Origin of the sequence: Chroococcidiopsis thermalis PCC 7203 (genome assembly GCF_000317125.1) — a bacterium.
Lineage (GTDB): Bacteria > Cyanobacteriota > Cyanobacteriia > Cyanobacteriales > Chroococcidiopsidaceae > Chroococcidiopsis > Chroococcidiopsis thermalis.
In genome coordinates this window covers 2344673-2362196 of sequence record NC_019695.1, presented here as the reverse complement: position 1 = coordinate 2362196, position 17524 = coordinate 2344673, and the positions used below count along the sequence as shown (strand labels likewise).

15 protein-coding genes are annotated in these 17524 nt (G+C 45.6%); 3 read left to right on the top strand and 12 right to left on the bottom strand.

Features of this window, described 5'->3' with window-relative positions; translation table 11 throughout:
• Nucleotides 1–132: 132 nt before the first annotated feature.
• The 6 genes from CHRO_RS10400 to pedR form a co-directional block, all read right to left on the bottom strand.
• Nucleotides 133–675 (bottom strand): hypothetical protein, encoded by a 543-nt coding sequence (locus tag CHRO_RS10400; RefSeq protein ID WP_015154166.1) that lies wholly within the window; start codon nucleotides 673–675, stop codon nucleotides 133–135.
• A gap of 247 nt (nucleotides 676–922) precedes the next feature.
• A complete protein-coding gene (gene ndhO / locus CHRO_RS10395) occupies nucleotides 923–1138 on the bottom strand; it encodes an NAD(P)H-quinone oxidoreductase subunit O (RefSeq protein ID WP_015154165.1) in 216 nt (71 codons plus the stop codon).
• A gap of 185 nt (nucleotides 1139–1323) precedes the next feature.
• Nucleotides 1324–2253 (bottom strand): DNA-formamidopyrimidine glycosylase, encoded by a 930-nt coding sequence (locus CHRO_RS10390; protein ID WP_015154164.1) that lies wholly within the window; start codon nucleotides 2251–2253, stop codon nucleotides 1324–1326.
• A gap of 3 nt (nucleotides 2254–2256) precedes the next feature.
• Nucleotides 2257–2631 carry a photosystem I reaction center subunit IV gene (locus CHRO_RS10385; protein WP_015154163.1) on the bottom strand — a complete coding sequence of 125 codons (375 nt, stop codon included), beginning with the start codon at nucleotides 2629–2631 and terminating at the stop codon, nucleotides 2257–2259.
• A gap of 150 nt (nucleotides 2632–2781) precedes the next feature.
• Nucleotides 2782–3444: a DUF6391 domain-containing protein gene (locus CHRO_RS10380; protein WP_015154162.1), complete on the bottom strand. Its 663-nt coding sequence runs from the start codon at nucleotides 3442–3444 to the stop codon at nucleotides 2782–2784.
• Between the two features lie 117 nt (nucleotides 3445–3561).
• Nucleotides 3562–3837, bottom strand: a complete 276-nt coding sequence (gene pedR / locus CHRO_RS10375; RefSeq protein WP_015154161.1) for a photosynthetic electron transport-dependent transcriptional regulator PedR — start codon at nucleotides 3835–3837, stop codon at nucleotides 3562–3564.
• Nucleotides 3838–4178: 341 nt separating this feature from the next.
• Here pedR and CHRO_RS10370 point away from each other — a divergent pair, with 341 nt between their 5' ends.
• Entirely contained in the window at nucleotides 4179–5156 is a 978-nt protein-coding gene (locus tag CHRO_RS10370; protein WP_041463004.1) for a carbohydrate kinase family protein, read from the top strand.
• 120 nt (nucleotides 5157–5276) lie between these two features.
• Here the strand turns inward: CHRO_RS10370 and CHRO_RS10365 are convergent, their stop codons facing one another.
• The 3 genes from CHRO_RS10365 to CHRO_RS10355 all read right to left on the bottom strand — a co-directional run bounded on the left by CHRO_RS10365 (nucleotide 5277) and on the right by CHRO_RS10355 (nucleotide 9988).
• A complete protein-coding gene (locus CHRO_RS10365; protein ID WP_015154159.1) occupies nucleotides 5277–6176 on the bottom strand; it encodes a hypothetical protein in 900 nt (299 codons plus the stop codon).
• Nucleotides 6177–6286: 110 nt separating this feature from the next.
• Nucleotides 6287–7606: a 3-isopropylmalate dehydratase large subunit gene (locus CHRO_RS10360; RefSeq protein WP_015154158.1), complete on the bottom strand. Its 1320-nt coding sequence runs from the start codon at nucleotides 7604–7606 to the stop codon at nucleotides 6287–6289.
• A gap of 237 nt (nucleotides 7607–7843) precedes the next feature.
• The gene (locus CHRO_RS10355) at nucleotides 7844–9988 is read right to left on the bottom strand and encodes a peptidase domain-containing ABC transporter (RefSeq protein ID WP_015154157.1); all 2145 of its coding nucleotides are present in this window, start codon (nucleotides 9986–9988) and stop codon (nucleotides 7844–7846) included.
• Nucleotides 9989–10544: 556 nt separating this feature from the next.
• Between CHRO_RS10355 and CHRO_RS10350 the strand changes: the two genes are divergently transcribed.
• Nucleotides 10545–11942: a beta-barrel domain-containing protein gene (locus CHRO_RS10350; RefSeq protein ID WP_015154156.1), complete on the top strand. Its 1398-nt coding sequence runs from the start codon at nucleotides 10545–10547 to the stop codon at nucleotides 11940–11942.
• A 144-nt stretch (nucleotides 11943–12086) separates the two neighbouring features.
• Here CHRO_RS10350 and CHRO_RS10345 read toward each other — a convergent pair whose 3' ends face one another.
• Together CHRO_RS10345 and sfsA are read right to left on the bottom strand one after the other, a co-directional pair.
• Complete coding sequence (locus CHRO_RS10345; RefSeq protein WP_015154155.1) at nucleotides 12087–13487, bottom strand: tetratricopeptide repeat protein; 1401 nt, start codon at nucleotides 13485–13487, stop codon at nucleotides 12087–12089.
• A 299-nt stretch (nucleotides 13488–13786) separates the two neighbouring features.
• Nucleotides 13787–14494, bottom strand: a complete 708-nt coding sequence (gene sfsA, locus CHRO_RS10340; protein WP_015154154.1) for a DNA/RNA nuclease SfsA — start codon at nucleotides 14492–14494, stop codon at nucleotides 13787–13789.
• Between the two features lie 92 nt (nucleotides 14495–14586).
• Between sfsA and CHRO_RS10335 the strand changes: the two genes are divergently transcribed.
• Nucleotides 14587–15351, top strand: coding sequence for an HpcH/HpaI aldolase family protein (locus CHRO_RS10335; RefSeq protein WP_015154153.1), 765 nt, complete (start codon nucleotides 14587–14589; stop codon nucleotides 15349–15351).
• A gap of 210 nt (nucleotides 15352–15561) precedes the next feature.
• Here CHRO_RS10335 and ftsH read toward each other — a convergent pair whose 3' ends face one another.
• Complete coding sequence (ftsH, locus tag CHRO_RS10330) at nucleotides 15562–17508, bottom strand: ATP-dependent zinc metalloprotease FtsH (protein WP_015154152.1); 1947 nt, start codon at nucleotides 17506–17508, stop codon at nucleotides 15562–15564.
• Nucleotides 17509–17524: the final 16 nt, after the last annotated feature.

Genomic DNA, 17524 nt, shown 5'->3' with positions numbered 1-17524 from the left:
TCTTTGGCACTGTGTTCTACTCTAGCGGATTTTTACTCTTGCGAATCCTCATAAAGAAGTAGCGGTTGACATCTTGACGCAGCAGAGATAAACTGGCGATCGCCCAAGCACAGAAGTTAGAGAAAATCCGTGTCAAAGCGATCGATTTTTTGTTGCTTGTTCTAAAAAATGACGCACGCCTTCGCTCATTTGTAATAAATTAGGTTCGATTTTTTTACCTAAAAAATCCTCAACCACATGGGCTATAGTCCCAGTCAGAAACCAAGGCACTCCCTTCATCTGATGCGGATCGATACTCATTGCTCCCCGACTCTGAATTAAAGTTGTATCGCCCTCAGCAATGAATTGATTTTTCCCACCACAATGTACGGCTTCTGTGAAAGCATGAGTTTTGATTTGCCATTCCAGCGTCAGATTTGATTCATCCCAGGTATTGTATTCCGTCCAAGACAGCATATCTTCGCTGAGAATTGCTCTAGCTGCGGCAGGAATTTCACCGCCACCATGCCATTCATTTATGGTGTAAACTTTGCCATTTTCTTCGCGCCGAGATTTGATTTGAACCGATCGCACGTTGTGCATGTAGGGAATGAGATCGTTCAGCTTATCTCGGTATGTAGCATAGACAAGGTGACATGGAAAAGGAATGCGGGTATCAGCCGAAATATTTGTCATTTAGTTTAAAGTTTCTTAAATTCAGTTACAACTAATCCTAAAGATTGTCAAAAAGCGATCGCCTTTTTACAATCCGCCAGAGAATTAGCTAACTGAGTATAACCCCTGGTGTAACCCTGAAACTACAGTTTTGTCTCCTTGATAATTTACGCACTTGAAGCTTCAGATCTCGATCCCCCCTAACTTCCATGAAAAAGGGGGGAATTTAAAGCCCTGTTTTTATCTCAGTTGGGAGATCTCTTTTAAATTACTTGAATGACTCTAGTTGATCGACTCGCAACCAAATATTCGGAGTTGGTACATGTCCAAATACGACTAACGCATAGTCACCTTTAATATCTAAAACCTCTCCTTTGGTTTCAAAAATATAGCTGGGAAAGCGAGAATCGCTAGCTTGTGCTTCTAGGCTATTTTCTAGCTGTTCGCGCACGGCACGAACCATATCCCCTCTTTTAATCGCCATATGCTGCTCTTTCAGATTGCTAAACTATTTCTTTTCGCATTTTACAGTTATCAGGGAGCAGGGAGCAGGGAGTAGGGAGTAGGGAGCAGGGAGTAGGGAGTAGGGAGCAGGGAATAAGAAATAGGGAATAGGGAATTGATATTAATTCCGAATTCCGAATTCCGAATTCCGAATTCCCTCGCCCCTCATTTCTGGCATTGCGGACAGAAGTGAGCCGATCGCCCAGCTAAACGTAGTTTTAGTATGGGAGTATTGCAGATGCGGCAGGGTTTGCCTGCTCGGTTATAAACCCAAGCTACACCGCCATAATTACCGTTAACGCCTTGAACGTTGAGAAAATTACTAAAAGTCGTGCCACCAGCGTTGATACTCGCTTCTAACACTTCAAGAATGGCGGTTCGCAGGCGCGATATTTGTGGCGATCGCAAATCCGCACATAAGGTCTGGGGTTGCACGCCAGCGCGAAACAGCGCTTCATCAGCGTAGATGTTACCGATTCCTGCAACGATTGATTGGTCTAATAAGGCATTTTTGATCGGACGACGGCGATCGCGCAATTTTGTCGCAAAATATTCCACAGAAAAATCTGAAGAAAACGGATCGGGACCCAATGTTGCTAATCCCGTCACGACTGATTCAACCACTCGTTCTGGAGGAACCCACCACATCTGTCCGAAAGTGCGTTGATCGACGAAGCGCAATTCCCAATTCTCAGCCAAAAATAATCGGACTCGCGTATGTTTGTGTAAAGGCTCGTCCTGTGGAAGCCATAACAGCTGTCCAGTCATTCGTAAGTGAACACCAAGAAATTCGGAATTCGGAATTCGGAATTCGGAATTTGGGATTAGTTGTGACTTGCGACTTGCGACTTGCGACTTGCAACTTGGAATTGCTCCCTGCTCCCTGCTCCCTTTGACTAACTCTGCCAGCAGATACTTCCCGCGTCGATGCCATTGGGCGATCGCTTTTCCCGAGATCCCGTTGAGAAAATCTGCCACAGAAAACGGGTAGGCGATGGTGCGATCGAGCAACACATCCCCACCCGTAATTTCTCGATTCAGGGTGACTTGATTTGCACCCCGTCGAACTGTTTCTACCTCTGGCAATTCAGGCACGATTTATCGTTTTTCAGTTCCCTGATTGCCACCACCTTCTACCAGTGGATCGCTACTACCGGATTCTTGTACGGCAGCACCTTTAGCTGTAGATTGTCCAGCTTGTCCTGTTTTGCGGATATCTTCCTGAATTGGAGTTTGCTGACCACCAGAAGCCACAGGCGTAGCCTTCTTCGCTTTAGCTTTTGGTTTTTCTATTTCTAGAAGTTCAAAATCAGCAAAGTTGTTAGTATTTACGCCAGCATAGTTCACTTTATCAAAGCGAACGATGACTGGATACTTGATGCCGCTTTTGTCAACAGAAGCAACAAGACCAACATCTTGATACCAGTAGGATTCTCTTCTTAAGATCCGCACCTTAGAACCACGTTCAACCATGAGTATCTTCCCTGTTATAGATAATTGCTAATCGAGCGGGTTAATAGCATCAAGATACAATGTTTTGGTAATCTCACAATCAACTGTTAAGTTATTTATCTAAAGCGGTCATTGGTCATTCGTGAGTGACTAGTCACCAGCCACTAGTCACTAGTCACTAATAACTAATTCCCGCCAGCGAACTTGGACGAAGTGGGCAGTGCGTCCGGTTTCGTCGCGAACATCTGCGATATTAACTATTTCCAAATTGAAGGGGATAGCTGTCGTGACATGGCGCTGTGCTAGCATTCCCAGTTCGGGAGTTAAATTGGCGGCGGCTGTTGCTGCTACTCCTAACCCCAACATCTGCTCGATCGGCGATCGCGGTAGCAGCAAATGCATACCCATGACTAGTCCCAAGCCTAGCAACAATCCTACCGACACATTCGTACCGCAACGGGGATGCAAGGCTAAATTCCACTCTCCATTGGTAAGACGCTGAAGGGCAGCCAGCACTGCCCGCTGTAGTTCGATTTTATTCACCTGACCGTAAATGTAAAAGCCTCGTTCAGTAGATAGACCGCCTAACGATTCGTTGTCTGTTTGCTGGGACGAAAAACGAGGATATGGCGATCGCCCTGACTGGCTTAAGAGCCAAACTGTAGCGTGTTCTAGTGCATGAACTTGCCTCAGCATCAACAGTTCTTTCAACCCGGGAACAAAGGGAAGATGCTTGACTAAATCCGCGTCTTGGGTAGGTTGAGGAATATTCTCCCCAAAATTGAACCAAGGGATTAACGATTCAAAAACGTTGTCTGGGGCGAAATTGTTCATACCAACACCGCTAGTAGCAGCCCGATCGGAGACTTTTCTCTTAATCTAGCGCTTACTACTTTAAAGCAGTCGAGCCGCGAAATTTCGCGACTCGACTATTGTTAGAAAATTTAATTGCTAGAAAACTTCGCGATCGCCACTCACGGGTAAAGGGCAGCAGTTAACATCGTTAAGACAGACTTTTCCCCACTGTAAAGCCCATCGTACCAAAGATACGCGATTTTCTGTAGCTGTTTTGGTCAAAATATTACTAATGTGATTGTCAACAGTACGCTTGCTGATTTCCAACTTTTCTGCTATTTCCTGATTGGTCAAGCCAGCAGCTACCAAATCGATGATTTGTAGCTCTCTTTCTGACAGGGAAACAGGGTTTTGAGACTCGCCACCAGCCATGAAGTATTTTTTCCTTAGTAGATCTACTCACGCTCCTCTTTCAATTCTAGAGGATTCTTCTAGTGACGATCCTCTATCGTTTTAGAAGTTTGACTAGTATTTTTGCTCTATAAGCTGACATTGGAGCAAAAAGAGAACTGTAATAAATTTAGTAAAGCTTAATTAAGTAATATTTGTTACTTAAAGAAGAAGTAGTGAGTGGCTAGCGGCTAGTGGCTGGTAGAACCAGATTCTTAGTTTCGGTCTAGTCACTAGTCACCAGTCACTAGCCACTGATAACTGACAACTGTTTCTGTTGTAGGGTAATGGTAAAGTCGTACATTCATTAAATGCTGGCTGGAATGAGTAATTCTCGCGTGCTGTGCTTGGGTGAAATTCTGTTCGATCTGATTGCCGATCAACTAGGGCGATCGCTCGAACAAGTTGAGTCTTGGACACCCTATCCTGGTGGCGCACCTGCTAATGTCGCCTGTGCTTTGGTCAAGCTCGGTACAACTTCTAGTTTCATTGGCTGTGTGGGTAAAGACGAACCAGGAAATACCTTAGTAGAGTTACTGCAAACTGTAGGAGTCGATACGACGGGGATTCAACGCCATCCCACAGCACCAACAAGGCAAATCTATGTTACCCGCACTGAGTCAGGCGATCGCATTTTTGCAGGTTTTGCCGACTACGACACGGCAGAATTTGCCGATACACATCTACAAGCGTCTGCTTTGCCTGTATCTCTATTTGAGGACGCTGATTTTCTCGTACTGGGAACTTTAGAACTTGCTTATCCCGAGAGTGGTGCTAGCGTCCGTCGCGCTTTACAACTCGCAGACCAATACAACGCCAAAATTTTGCTAGATGTCAACTGGCGACCTGTATTTTGGCAAGATCCCGATAAAGCTGTAGCAACAATCTTAGAAATCGTACCGCAAGTCGATTTTCTCAAACTTTCCAAAGAAGAAGCACTCTTGCTGTTCCAAACAGCCGATCCAGGGGCGATCGCCTATCGCCTCAATACCGTCGAAGGAGTGCTGATCACGGATGGAGAAAATGGTTGCGCTTACTGCTTGTCTGAAAATGAAGGCAAAGCCCCTAGTTTTTCCGTGCCTGTCGTCGAAACCACTGGTGCGGGTGACAGCTTTGTAGCTGGCTTCGTCCACCAGTTATGTCAACGGGGTATTCACAGCCTCGCTGATGCCGCAATTGCCAAACAGGTTGTCACCTATGCTAGTGCGGCAGGGGCGCTGACGACAACCAAACCAGGCGCGATCGCCGCCCAACCCACCGCCGCAGAAGTGGAAGCTTTTTTAACAAGGAATGAGGAGTAAGAAAGTGGTGTGGGGAGAATTCGGAATTCGGAATTCGGAATTCGGAATTAATTGCGAGTTGTGAATTGCGAATTGTCTTGCTCCCTCAGCTTCCTCAGCTCTCTTCCCCTGCTCCCTTCCTCAAGGATTTGGCGCTGACTGAGTGTTGCCTGGGGAAGAAGGGGTTGGGAAGGAAGGATTTTGCTGGCTGGTGGGAGCAGATGTTTGTGGAGCAACACTGCTAGAACCATTGCGAGGAGAAGCATTCATGCCATTACTATTACCACCCAAGCCGCTAGGAGCGATCGCGCTTTGACTGGGAATTGCTGAGGTATTACCAGGAAGGTTTGTCGCGTTGGAATTAGCGCCTGTCGTTCCATTACCGCTATTCGGGCTGAAGGGGTTGAGATAGGTAAAGTTGTTGCCTTTAGCAGGTTCGAGATTAGATAATCGGGACGATGATGAAGATGTAGACGAGCCACCAGCACCACGACCGTAGGCAGTTGATAAATTACTACTACTGCCAGGACTAGCACTATAGGGACTGTTGCTGATGCTAGTAGGAGACTGGTATCGACCCATTGTCGATTGAGAGTAAGGGTTGTCTACATTATTGGATAAAGAATCGTTCAACGACGCAGGCGATCGCCGTTGATTTGCGACTCTTTCATCTAGCGGATCTGTGGTATCTAGAGTACTACTACCACCGCTACTAGAGGAGTTTGTACTAGTTCCACCAAAAGCAGAGTCGCTACCCAATCCAGTTCCAGCACTGCTATCAGCAGGGAGATCGATGGGATTTGCAGTGTCAAGGGGTGCGACTTGACTCGGTTCGGCGTTGTTTTCCCCTGAAGGATTTTGTCCGCCGTTTGGATTACCAACAGCACCACCTGTACTCACAGCAGGTGGACGAGATGGCTGTAGCGATAATAAAGGAATGCACAGCAAGACTCCACCACCTAAAACTGCCGCGATCGCCATCACAATCTTTTGCTGCGGACTCAAATAATTATAGGTTCTAACTAAATTTCGCAAATTCATTGTAATTTTTCCTGATAACGGTAATGGGTAATGGGTAATAGGCAAGAAGTAAGTAGTAAGAGGTAAGAGACAGAATCTTAACTTACGACTTACGACTTACAACTTACGACTTACAAAAACTCTCTCGGATCGGTGACGTAACCTGTCAAGGCAGAAGCGGCGGCGGTGTAGGGGGAAGCGAGATAAATTTGTGCTGACTTATCACCCATGCGACCAGGGAAATTACGATTAGTCGTAGAAACGCAAACCTCTGGCTTGTTCATCCGCCCGAAAGTATCTTTTGGTCCCCCTAAACATGCTGCGCAGGAGGGCGCAGTGGGTTCGATACATCCAGCTTGCAGGAAGATTTCTGATAGAGTCTGCCCTTCGTATTTGAGTGTAAACAAGTCGTTGTAAACTTTTTGCGTCGCAGGTACGAGGTAGGTAGGTACTTTGACTTGCTGTCCTTTGAGAATATGGGCGGCGTGGATAAAGTCTTCAGTTTTACCCCCCGTGCAGGAACCAATGTACACGCGATCGATCTTGACATCGCTGCATTCTCGTGCTAGTGCGCGGTTATCTGGAGAGTGGGGTTGAGCGACAACTGGCTCTAACTGCGAGACATCGTAACGGCGATCGCTGTAGAATTTGGCATCGGAGTCGGTGTAGACTGGCTCGAATGGTTTATCGGTACGGGCGCGGACGTACTCGAAAGTGGTATCATCAGCCGCGATCGTCCCATTTTTACCCCCAGCTTCGATCGCCATATTACACAGGGTCATGCGGTCTTCCATTGTCATGCGGCTGACGGTTTCCCCAGCAAATTCCATCGTCCGATAGTTGGCTCCAGCAACGCTAATATCGCCAATAATGTGCAAAATCAGGTCTTTTGCCAATAAGTAATTGGGCATTTCGCCATCGAGAACGAATCGCATTGTGGCAGGAACTTTAATCAGTAACTTGCCCGTACCCATAATAAATGCTGCATCGGTATTACCAATTCCTGTAGCAAATTGACCGAAAGCGCCAGCATTACAAGTGTGGGAGTCAGTCCCGAATAAGACTTCTCCGGGGCGGGTATGCCCTTCTTGGGCGAGGGCAATGTGACAGACCCCTTTATAATCTGGGTTAGCTTTAAAATTGCTGCGATCGGTGATGTCGTAGAAGTATTTAATTCCTTGTTCGTGGGCGAAATCGCGTAGAATATCTACGTTGCGATTGGCGCGTTCGTCGGCGGTAAAGATGTAGTGGTCTGGGATGAGGACGATCTTTTCAGGGTTCCATACTTTTGTATCTGCACCAAACTCGCGCTTGAAGACACCGATAGTTCCAGGTCCACAAACATCGTGTGTCATCAACAAGTCAACATCCACCCAGATATTTTCCCCTGGTTCGACCGCGTTTCGACCGGAGGCTTTAGCTAAGATTTTTTCTGTCAGGGTCATCCCCATAGCGATCGCATTCCTCTCTTCCGACACATATCTACAGGATCTATGCTACTTCGCGATCGGCGGTTGCGTTTTAAAGATACAGCAAAAAGATACAGCAAAAGGTCTTGCTTGGTTGCAAATATAGTTGAATTTCTGGCTGTTGCTGATGGAGATTAATGCCCACTTTTACATGAGATCCCCCCAACCCCCCTTATCAAGGGGGGCTAGGGGGGATCTACATAGATTGTTATGGATTGTTTACGGATGCAAAAATTCTATATGCTCCCCAGGGTGCGCTTGCAATTCTGCGATCGTTCCCTGAGCATACATTCTCCCCTGGCGCAGGAAGATAACCCAGTCAGCTAAATTAATTACGCGAGGACGATGGCTGATCAAAATTGTGGTTTTGCCGCGACGATGGTGAAGCAACTGATTTAACACCTGCGATTCACTTGCCGGATCTAGCCCTGCCGTGGATTCGTCGAGAATTAAAATGGGCGGATTGTTAACAATAGCACGAGCGATCGCCAATCTTTGTCTTTGTCCGCCAGAGAGACTCGCGCCAAATTCACCTAAAACTGTTTGATACTTATCAGATAACTTCGCGATAAACTCATCTGCTTGGGCAATTTCGCACGCTCTGACAATTTGATCGAAGCGAACGTGGGGCATTCCTAACCGAAAGTTTTCAATAATCGAACGACTCCAAAAATGCGGTTCTTGAGGTACTAAAATTGCTTGTTGTCGCAGGCAGTCTAACGAAATATCTTGAATATTATATCTTCCAATCCGAATGTTACCCGACTGTGGCGTATACAAACCTGCAATCAGTTTAGCTACCGTGCTTTTACCGCAACCTGACTTACCAATCAGCGCTACAACTTGACCCCCAGGAATAGTTAGTGAAAAATCTTGCACGACATCTGTTCTACCAGGGTAATGAAACTCAATTTTAGAACAGGCAATATCGGCTGTATCGGAAATATCTACCCAAGGTTTTTGCTTTTCATCTTTGATTTCTGGTGGATGGGTAATCACTTCTTGCAACCGAGAATTAGCAGTTTCAATCCGAGCGAATTCATCGACAAAATCGAGTGAGGCAATGATAAATGTTGCGACATTACGGTTTAACGTAGTAAATGCTAGTAGCTGACCGAGACTGAGTTCTTTCCCTATGACCAAAGTACTGCCAAACCAAAGTAGAGCTACTCCACCCACGTCTGCAACTAGCCCAGAAAAGGTATTATTGACAATACCGATTTGCATTGTCCCAAATGCAAGATTTGCTAATTGACCGAAACGACTTTGATATTCCTCCCAAAACTGGGGAGCCGCAGCAGTTGTTTTGAGTGTTAGCGCTCCCTTGAATGTTTCTACTAAAATTCCTTGATTTTCTGCTTCCGTAACTAATAGTTTACGAGTTTTTTGCTGCAAGCTTGGCAAAAATAAAATTGTCGATAAAGTCATCGCGCCTGCTAAGAATACAGCAAATACAGTCAGTTTTTGACTATACATTAGCATGAAAATAAAAGAAACTATAGCGACAAATAACTCTCCTGGTAAGCTGATAATAGCTCGCGAGAGCAATAAATTTATTTCTTGAATATCTCGCAGTCTACTAACAATTTCCCCACTGCGCCGTGACTCATAGTAAAGTAGGGGCAATCGTAAAATTTGCCGTCCAAATTCTAGAATTAAACCTAGTTCTATTCTCTGAGCGAAATGAGCGATCAAATTGCTTTGCACCAGTGCCAAGCCACGCCTGACAAAACTCAGTGCGATAACTGCCAGTACTACAGATGTCAGTAGTTGAAGATCGCCCCGAATCAGCACGTCATCTGTCAAGATTTGGAGGAGAAACGGAGTCGCTAAAGACAGTAAACCAACGGCGATCGCGCACCCAACAGCTTCGGCAAGAATGGCGCGATATACCCAAAGTCGCTGTATCCACTGTTCAAAGCGATTGTCTTGTTCTCCAACTTGAGCGTAAAAGCGGACGGGATCGGGTTCTAGTAGCAGCAAAATCCAATCTGTCCAGCCTTCTAGCAACTCCATGCGCGACAGATAACGCATTCCAATCGCTGGATCGGCGATCGTGTATTTTTTCCCCTGCTTGCCATACAAAACTACCCAGTGATTGCCTTTCCAGTGAATAATGGCTGGTAAGGGGAGTTGTTGTAGCTTCCACAAAATTTCTGGAGATGCCCTGACAGAACGAGCATTAAAGCCTAAAGCTTCTGCACCTCTGCGCAAACCTAGCAGTGTTGTCCCTTGCGATCCCGTACCTACTGCTTCTCTAATACTATTAATTTTCAGCAGTCGTCCGTAGAATTTAGCAATAGCGGCAAGACAAGCAGCGCCGCAATCTTCTTCACTGTGTTGGAGAACAAGCTTTTGTTTCACGTTTTTTGGTTCTACAATTAAGCTGACTATTTCTCAGACAAACAGATGGAAGCGTTTCTGTTGAAATGTCTAGAAGAATCAAAAATTTGTCTGAATTTGCTCAAGACTTTGTTTGCTCAAGACTCAGATAGTGTAATCAACTGCACAAAGCCGCGATCGCAAATTAATAAACCTTAATGTCTTGAGAACGAATGCAATACTGCTTAATTGTTTGCCTCAATTGCAGGCAACGCTCTCCAATTGCCCGATCGATCTTCGATCGATTTACAACTCAAATAAAGTTGCTGTACAGTAGCGATACTTAAAATTCTAGACTTACAAAAAATATGTTGCAATTTAAACCAAAATTCTTTATGATTTTGCTGCCAATAGCAATTTTGGCATCAAATTACACAAATAAAAATTCTTTTTGTCAGAAAAATTAAGCCGAAAAATCAAGCTAAAAATCAAGAATTATGAACTTTCAATTTGGCAATATTTGGAGTGAAAAAAATAGCTGACACCCACTCCTATCCTCCTTCTTCTGCCCGATGGAAAACTATTTAAGTACTAGCTAATGCAGTCGGAACCAAATAAAAACAGTGTCTTGCGTTTAGTCCGCCAGGACACGCCCAAGAACCCATCACCTGAAGCAAATCCTGCTTTCTTACGCCCAGTGCAGAGTAATGAGTTTCTCCCCCCCGTGAGCCTGTGGACGACTTTAGGTGGGTTGTTGCTACTAGGTACAGTAGCTATAGGGCTGGCTCTGGCTGCTACGATTCATTACAAAGCAATGGTAAAGTCTGCTGCTACTATCCGTCCGGCAGGAGAGACGAGAATAGTCCAAGCCGCGATCGCTGGCTCCATACAACAGATTTTGGTTAAAGAAAACCAATCAGTCAAAAAAGGACAGGCGATCGCAATTATCGATAACGCTCAACTCTTGACAAAACAGCAACAGGTGACGGGCAGTATCAAAAATAACGAATTACAACTGGCTCAAATCGATGCTCAATTACTATCCCTCAAAAGACAGCGTGAGTTTGAGTCAGGCTTAATCGAGCGCAATGTTGCTGCGGCTACTGCCCAATTGCAACGCTATCAACGGGAATATCAGGATCGACAAATCACATCCCAAGCTCAAGTACAAGAAGCAACAGCAGCACTAGAGTTATCGAAAGTCGAGATGGAACAGTTCAAGCAACTGGCAAATACAGGAGCGGTGACGCAGTTACAAATTAAAGAAAAAGAACAAGCATTTGCTGCTGCTGAAGCTAAACTCAAAGGAGCCAAAGCCGCGCTAAATCCTACAAGTGCAGCGATCGCGATGGCAACAGAACAAGTTGCCCAAGAGCGAGCTAAGGGCGAGATCTCCCTAGCTAATTTAAATAAAGACCGAGAGGTGTTGCGTCAACGTCGTCTTGCCCTAGAAAATGAGATCGATCGCGCCGCTAGAGAACTACAGCAAGTCCAGCACGAGCTGAAAAAAGCCGTTCTCTTAACTCCTGACGCTGGTAAAGTCTTGAAACTGGAGTTACGCAACCCCGGACAAGTTGTAAATGTAGGGCAATCGATCGCGCAGATCGCTCCTACTCAAGCGGCGCTAACAATTAAAGCGCGAGTAGCTGCTCAAGACATCAGTAGTATTCAAATCTGCCAGAAAGCGGCAGTTGCAGACTGTAAAACCGGAAGAGTGCAGTTGCGGATTTCTGCCTATCCTTATCCCGATTACGGTATTCTACGAGGTGCGGTAAGGGCGATTTCTGCCGATGCGATCGTCCCCCAAAGTCAATCACCCAATACTGCCTCACCATACTACGAAGTCACGATTCAGCCAGAAAAACCTTATCTAGTCAAAGGCGATCGCACCTACTCGCTCAAACCTGGAATGGAAGTTAATGCAGATATTGTTGCCCAAGAAGAAACCGTGCTGAAATTTTTACTCAGAAAGGCAAGGTTACTGACGAGTTGGTAGTTGATGGTTAATGGTTGTTGGTTGATGGTTGATGGTTGTGGCTCCCTCAGCTCCCTCAGCTCCTCCGCTCCCTTGTCCTCCTTGTCCTCCTTGTCCCAATGCGTGAATTTTGAATTTTGAATCTTGAATTTTGTCTCCGGCTCCCTACTCCCTACTCGAAAGGCTATTTTTAGCAATATCGCGAACTTTGGCTTTCAAATTGGATGGGGCAGCTTTTTCTGCTTGTGAAAAGAGGCGATTGGCGGTTTGGCGATCGCCTTGTTCGACGCGGATCAGGGCTTTATTGACCAAAGCTGCAACATTGTCTTTTTCTTGTAAGAGGACGCGATCGTAAGTGGATTCTGCTTTTGGCAGTTGTTCGGTTAGTTTGTAAAGCTGAGCTAAATTCAATTGGAGTTCCAGTCTTTCTGGCTCTTGCCTGACGAGTTTTTCCATTAACGGAATGGCTAAATTTGGTTGTCCTTGTTGGATACGTAGGTTTGCTAGCTCGACTAAGGCATCAAAGTTGCCGGGATCGTTTTGTAGAAGTTGCTCGTAGGCTTGAATTTTGCTGTCTGTGTCTGAAGCAGCTTTGGGTGCGATCGCTAGTGGTTTTCCGCCCCACAATGAGGTGACAGCAATTCCTACAACTCCTAAGATACCTATACCTGATAGGATTAGGGGCAGGCTTTTGCTACCGAGCATCTGTTTGAAAATAAACGTTTGCTCAACGGGAGAAAGTAGCTGTTGCTTTAAACCACTGCCCAAATCTTGTTTAGGTTGCGTTTGGTGCAATCTTTTCAACTCTGATACAAGCCATAGAATCGGTGTAGCTGCACCAGTTGGTTTAAGTTGGGGTACGCCTGCAAACGTGACTAGCGGGATGGCAGAGTAAAATTTTTGATAGTTCGTTTTGGCTGCATCTAGACGAGATAGGAGAGGTTGAATTTTTTCCTCAATTTGCAGCAGGCTTAACGGTTCTGGGGCAAGTAAATCGCATTTGGTGAAAACTAGAGCGATCGCGTATTTGATATTATGTTGGTTGACTAAAGAGGCGATCGCTGCCACTTGATCGATCGTTTGCGTTAGTTGTGGTAGGTAAGCAGCATTGTTTACTAACGCTTCTGCATTAATAAACGCACAGCAACCATGAGAACTCAACACGAGTTTTTGATATTTAGGGTTATTAAAGTCGCAAGATTCCCCTGGTAAATCCCACCAACTAAAATCGCAGAGAGTCTTGGTTTTCCACCAACCATGTCGCTTCAAACTAAAGTTGAAACTGGCAATTTTCATTGTGGGGGGCGGATATTGACCTGTTTGCGTAATATAGTTCAGAACTTTTTCAATCTTTTCTTGCTCTTGACTGTTGTGGCTATCAAACCATAATTTTTGCGGGCGTTCTGCTGTGAAACCCGAATGCAGTTCGATGTAGCTGCCAGCCAAAAACACTGTTTTGCCAACTCCTCTTTGACCGATACTCAATAAATTTAATGTCTTGGTGGCACTGCTAGATTGCTGATTCATGTGCTGTAAGATCGTCTGTTTTAGAGTAGTAGCGGTCATGAGGAACTCGGAAGTCATAAGTTAGAAGTTAGAAGTGTATCCTATAACTGAAATTGAACGTATAGCAGTTAGATACATATATTTTTTTACTATTCACAAATAAATTTAAAAATTAAACATATAATCTTGCTATTTTAATATTTAAATTTTGGATGATTTTGATTATCGGTCGCAAGTCAAAAAAAGCAGGCAAAAAATTAGTTCTCGGTAGTTATTATTTATCAATCACCATGAAAGATTGTAAAGATGAAGTCATAGATTTCAATCAAGTTAGAGTTAACTGCAAATTATCGATACATTCATATTTTTAGATCTGCCAAACCCAAATAGCGCACTCCAACCGGAGTTACCTCAAAGCGGCAAGGCAAAACCTCCAAACCTAGTTGCATAGCTTCACGCAACAGGTGACCGTAGACTGGATCGGCAGCATCACCAGGAGCAAACTGCGTACAGTCACCCCGGTTAATAGCATAAAACATGACTGCCCTTGCGTGAGGCAAAAGCGCGCTCAATTCTCGTAAATGCTTTTGTCCTCGTATCGTTTCGGTATCAGGGAACATAGCTAATCTTTGCTGCGCCCATGTCGTGCTTTTAACTTCAATATAAATCGGGCGATCGCCAGTCAATAAAAAGTCTACGCGACTTTTCCGATCTGCACCATAGGGGACTTCACAGCGAATTTGGCTATAGCTACCGAGTTCGGGAAACAGTTTTTGTGCCAGTGCCAGCTTGACAATACGATTGGGTAAAGCAGTATTCACAACTACCCAGGTAGGCTCGTTGTCGTTGACTTCAATCGCCTCCCAAGTATAAGGTAATTTGCGCGTAGTAACCGAGCTATACGACACTAGTACCCGACTTCCAGGCGTACAAATCCCCGTCATCGGACCAGTATTTGCACAATGTGCCGTTACCACTTCCCCCGTTTCCAGCTCAATATCAGCCAGAAAGCGCTTATAGCGTTTGAGTAAAATTCCAGCATGAAGAGGTGGATAGGTGTAAAGCATAAAAGAAAGGGAGCAGGGGAAAAGAGCTGAGGGAGCTGGGGAGGCTGGAGGAGAAAAGACAAATTACCAATTACCAATTACCACTAATCACTATGTATCAAAACCAACTCAAACACAAATTACACCAGGGCGAGGTTGTCTTGGGATTATTTACCAACTGCGCTTATCCGGCATTTATCGAAATTTGCGGACATGCAGGTTTGGATTTTGTTGTGATTGATTTAGAACACGGTTCTCTTAATACTCTAATAGCGGAAGATTTATGTCGCGCTGCTGACTGCGTGGAGTTAGCACCAATTATTCGTGTCAGTCAGAACAATCCAGCCCAGATCCAAAAAGCGCTTGATGTTGGTAGTGCGGGGGTACAAGTGCCGCAAATCGAGACGAAAGCCGATGCGGAAGCAGTAGTAAAGGGAGCAAAGTTCAGTCCATTGGGGGCGCGAGGGTTGTCACTCTATACCCGTGCCGGGGTTTACACAGCCGCCGGAACGCAAAGAATCGAGCAGTTAAATGAAACATCTTTAGTTGTCGTTCAGGTCGAAGGCAAACAAGGTATTGATAACTTAGCAGAAATTGCCAGCGTTCCCCACATTGATGTTATCTTTCTCGGTCCTTACGATTTGTCGCAATCTTTAGGAATTGCCGGACAAGTACGAGATCCCCGTGTCGTTGAGTTGATGCGGACTGGAGTAGAAACTATCCGTCAGGCTGGCAAAGCAGCGGGGACATTTGCCGACACTCCAGAAATTGCCCAGCAATGGATTGCAACTGGCGTGCAGTTTGTGGCTTTAGGTGTAGATGTAGGAGTTTTCTTGCGTGCTTGTCAGGCGTTGGTTAAAGCCGTGCGATCGCAGTAAACTTTCATTGATAGTGGTTTGTAATTAGGTAAAACAGACGATCTGTAGGGGCGCACGGCTGTGCGCCCCTACAAATGTCATGCACGCAATCGAGAATTGCTATGAATTAAATTTCATTCAAAGGCAAATAAAAAACGATCGCCCCCAAAAGAGCGATCGCTAACTGATAACAATGTAGAGACGTTACATGTAACGTCTCTACATTGTTATCTACACCAAAACAGATTGCATCAAAGGCTGATCTTGAGGTAGTTTACCCGATCGCAACCACTCTTCCATATCAGCTGGAGCTTGAGCGCGGTTGAGTCGTTCCCGCAGTTCTGCACCTTCAAGAATTTCTTTGTGTAATAACAACTGAGCTGTTTCTTCCAATAACTCCTTATTATTGGACAAGGTAGCCAGCGCGATGTGATGCGCTCCATCAACTATTTCTTTCACCTCGCGATCGATCTCCTCGGCGACTCTCGGACTGACAGAACGGCGAGGATTGCCATATCCACCGAGAAACTCTTGCTGAGTCTTTTCAAACGCTACAGGTCCCAATTCATCGCTCATACCATACAGGGTAACGGCACGCTCTGCCAAGTCGGTAGCTTTTTGAATGTCGTCACTCGCACCAGTCGAGACTTTACCAAAGATTAACTCTTCTGCCGATCGCCCGCCTAATAGCGTAGCAATTCGACCGCGAATTTCATCCTCTATCATCAAAAAGCGGTCTTCTTCTGGTAACTGGAGAGTGTAACCCAAAGCACCAACACCGCGAGGCACGACAGAGATTTTCTCGACTCTACCCGCACCTGGCATCAAAGCGGCGATAATCGCGTGGCCGACTTCGTGATAAGCAACCGTCTTTTTCTCGGTTTCATTGAGTACCCGCGATCGCTTTTCTAAACCACCAATAACTCGTTCGATTGCTTCGTTAAAATCCGCTTGAGTAACAGCATCGCGATTTTGTCGTGCCGCTAATAGCGCCGCCTCGTTGACTAAGTTAGCTAAGTCAGCACCAGCAAAACCGGGAGTCCGGGTAGCGATCGTACCTAAATCGACATCCTCGGCTAATTTAACGCTTCTCGCGTGGACTTTAAGAATCGATTCTCGACCGATTTTATCAGGACGGTCTACCACTACCTGACGGTCAAAACGACCAGGACGACGTAATGCAGGGTCTAAGACTTCAGGACGGTTAGTTGCAGCAATGATAATGACACCCGTGTTGGCATCAAAACCATCCATTTCGGTCAGTAACTGGTTCAGGGTTTGTTCCCGTTCGTCATTACCACCAGGGAAACCATTCGCACCACCGCGAGACTTACCCAAAGCATCTAACTCGTCAATAAAGACGATACAGGGAGATTGTTGCTTCGCCTGGACGAACATGTCGCGTACCCGCGCTGCACCGACACCGACGAATAGCTCGATAAATTCCGAACCGGAGATACTGAAGAAGGGGACACCAGCTTCACCCGCGATCGCTTTTGCTAGCAGAGTTTTACCTGTTCCAGGAGGACCTACCAACAGCACGCCTTTGGGAATTTTCGCACCTAAACGGGTATATTTACTCGCATTTTTCAGGAAATCTACGATTTCTTGTAGTTCTGCCTTGGCTTCGTCAACCCCGGCTACATCGGTAAACTTCACGCCAGTACTACCTTCAGAGTAGATCCGCGCTTTACTTTTACCAACAGTTAAAGCTGCGGGACCGCCGCCACCTTGACGGTTGAGTAGAAAACCCCAAATCCCAAAGAAAATTAATGGAGGTACAACCCAACTGAGAAGAGTACCGATCCAACCACTATTACTTGGTGCTGGAGCAGTAAACTTAACATTATGATCGCGCAGGATCTTAGGTAAATCTAAGTCAATTGCGACTGGCGTAGTCGTGAGAACTTGGTTTGCCGGAAGGCTACTTTCCGGTTGGTTAGGATCTGCTTTAAGAGTAAACTCAATGCGATCGCCCCCTACAATAGCTCTATCTACCCGATTTGCTTCTACTTGTGCAATAAAGTCACTATAAGCAACTTGTGGCTGTCTAGCTCCAAAACTGGGAACAATAAAGTTGAGCAGTAATAGAACAGTCAACAAAATGAGTAAACTGCCACCAAACTGCCGGACTCTAGGCGGTTTGAACTGGCGATTATTATTGGTTTCAACAGGCATTTTGATTAATTTTTAT

What these genes read in the sequence shown, in the direction of transcription:
- CHRO_RS10400 (WP_015154166.1), bottom strand. Translation starts at nt 675, where the DNA reads ATGACAAATATTTCGGCTGATACCCGCATTCCTTTTCCATGTCACCTT.
- ndhO (WP_015154165.1), bottom strand. Translation starts at nt 1,138, where the DNA reads ATGGCGATTAAAAGAGGGGATATGGTTCGTGCCGTGCGCGAACAGCTA.
- CHRO_RS10385 (WP_015154163.1), bottom strand. Translation starts at nt 2,631, where the DNA reads ATGGTTGAACGTGGTTCTAAGGTGCGGATCTTAAGAAGAGAATCCTAC.
- CHRO_RS10380 (WP_015154162.1), bottom strand. Translation starts at nt 3,444, where the DNA reads ATGAACAATTTCGCCCCAGACAACGTTTTTGAATCGTTAATCCCTTGG.
- pedR (WP_015154161.1), bottom strand. Translation starts at nt 3,837, where the DNA reads ATGGCTGGTGGCGAGTCTCAAAACCCTGTTTCCCTGTCAGAAAGAGAG.
- CHRO_RS10370 (WP_041463004.1), top strand. Translation starts at nt 4,179, where the DNA reads ATGAGTAATTCTCGCGTGCTGTGCTTGGGTGAAATTCTGTTCGATCTG.
- CHRO_RS10365 (WP_015154159.1), bottom strand. Translation starts at nt 6,176, where the DNA reads ATGAATTTGCGAAATTTAGTTAGAACCTATAATTATTTGAGTCCGCAG.
- CHRO_RS10360 (WP_015154158.1), bottom strand. Translation starts at nt 7,606, where the DNA reads ATGGGGATGACCCTGACAGAAAAAATCTTAGCTAAAGCCTCCGGTCGA.
- CHRO_RS10350 (WP_015154156.1), top strand. Translation starts at nt 10,545, where the DNA reads ATGCAGTCGGAACCAAATAAAAACAGTGTCTTGCGTTTAGTCCGCCAG.
- CHRO_RS10345 (WP_015154155.1), bottom strand. Translation starts at nt 13,487, where the DNA reads ATGACCGCTACTACTCTAAAACAGACGATCTTACAGCACATGAATCAG.
- sfsA (WP_015154154.1), bottom strand. Translation starts at nt 14,494, where the DNA reads ATGCTTTACACCTATCCACCTCTTCATGCTGGAATTTTACTCAAACGC.
- CHRO_RS10335 (WP_015154153.1), top strand. Translation starts at nt 14,587, where the DNA reads ATGTATCAAAACCAACTCAAACACAAATTACACCAGGGCGAGGTTGTC.
- ftsH (WP_015154152.1), bottom strand. Translation starts at nt 17,508, where the DNA reads ATGCCTGTTGAAACCAATAATAATCGCCAGTTCAAACCGCCTAGAGTC.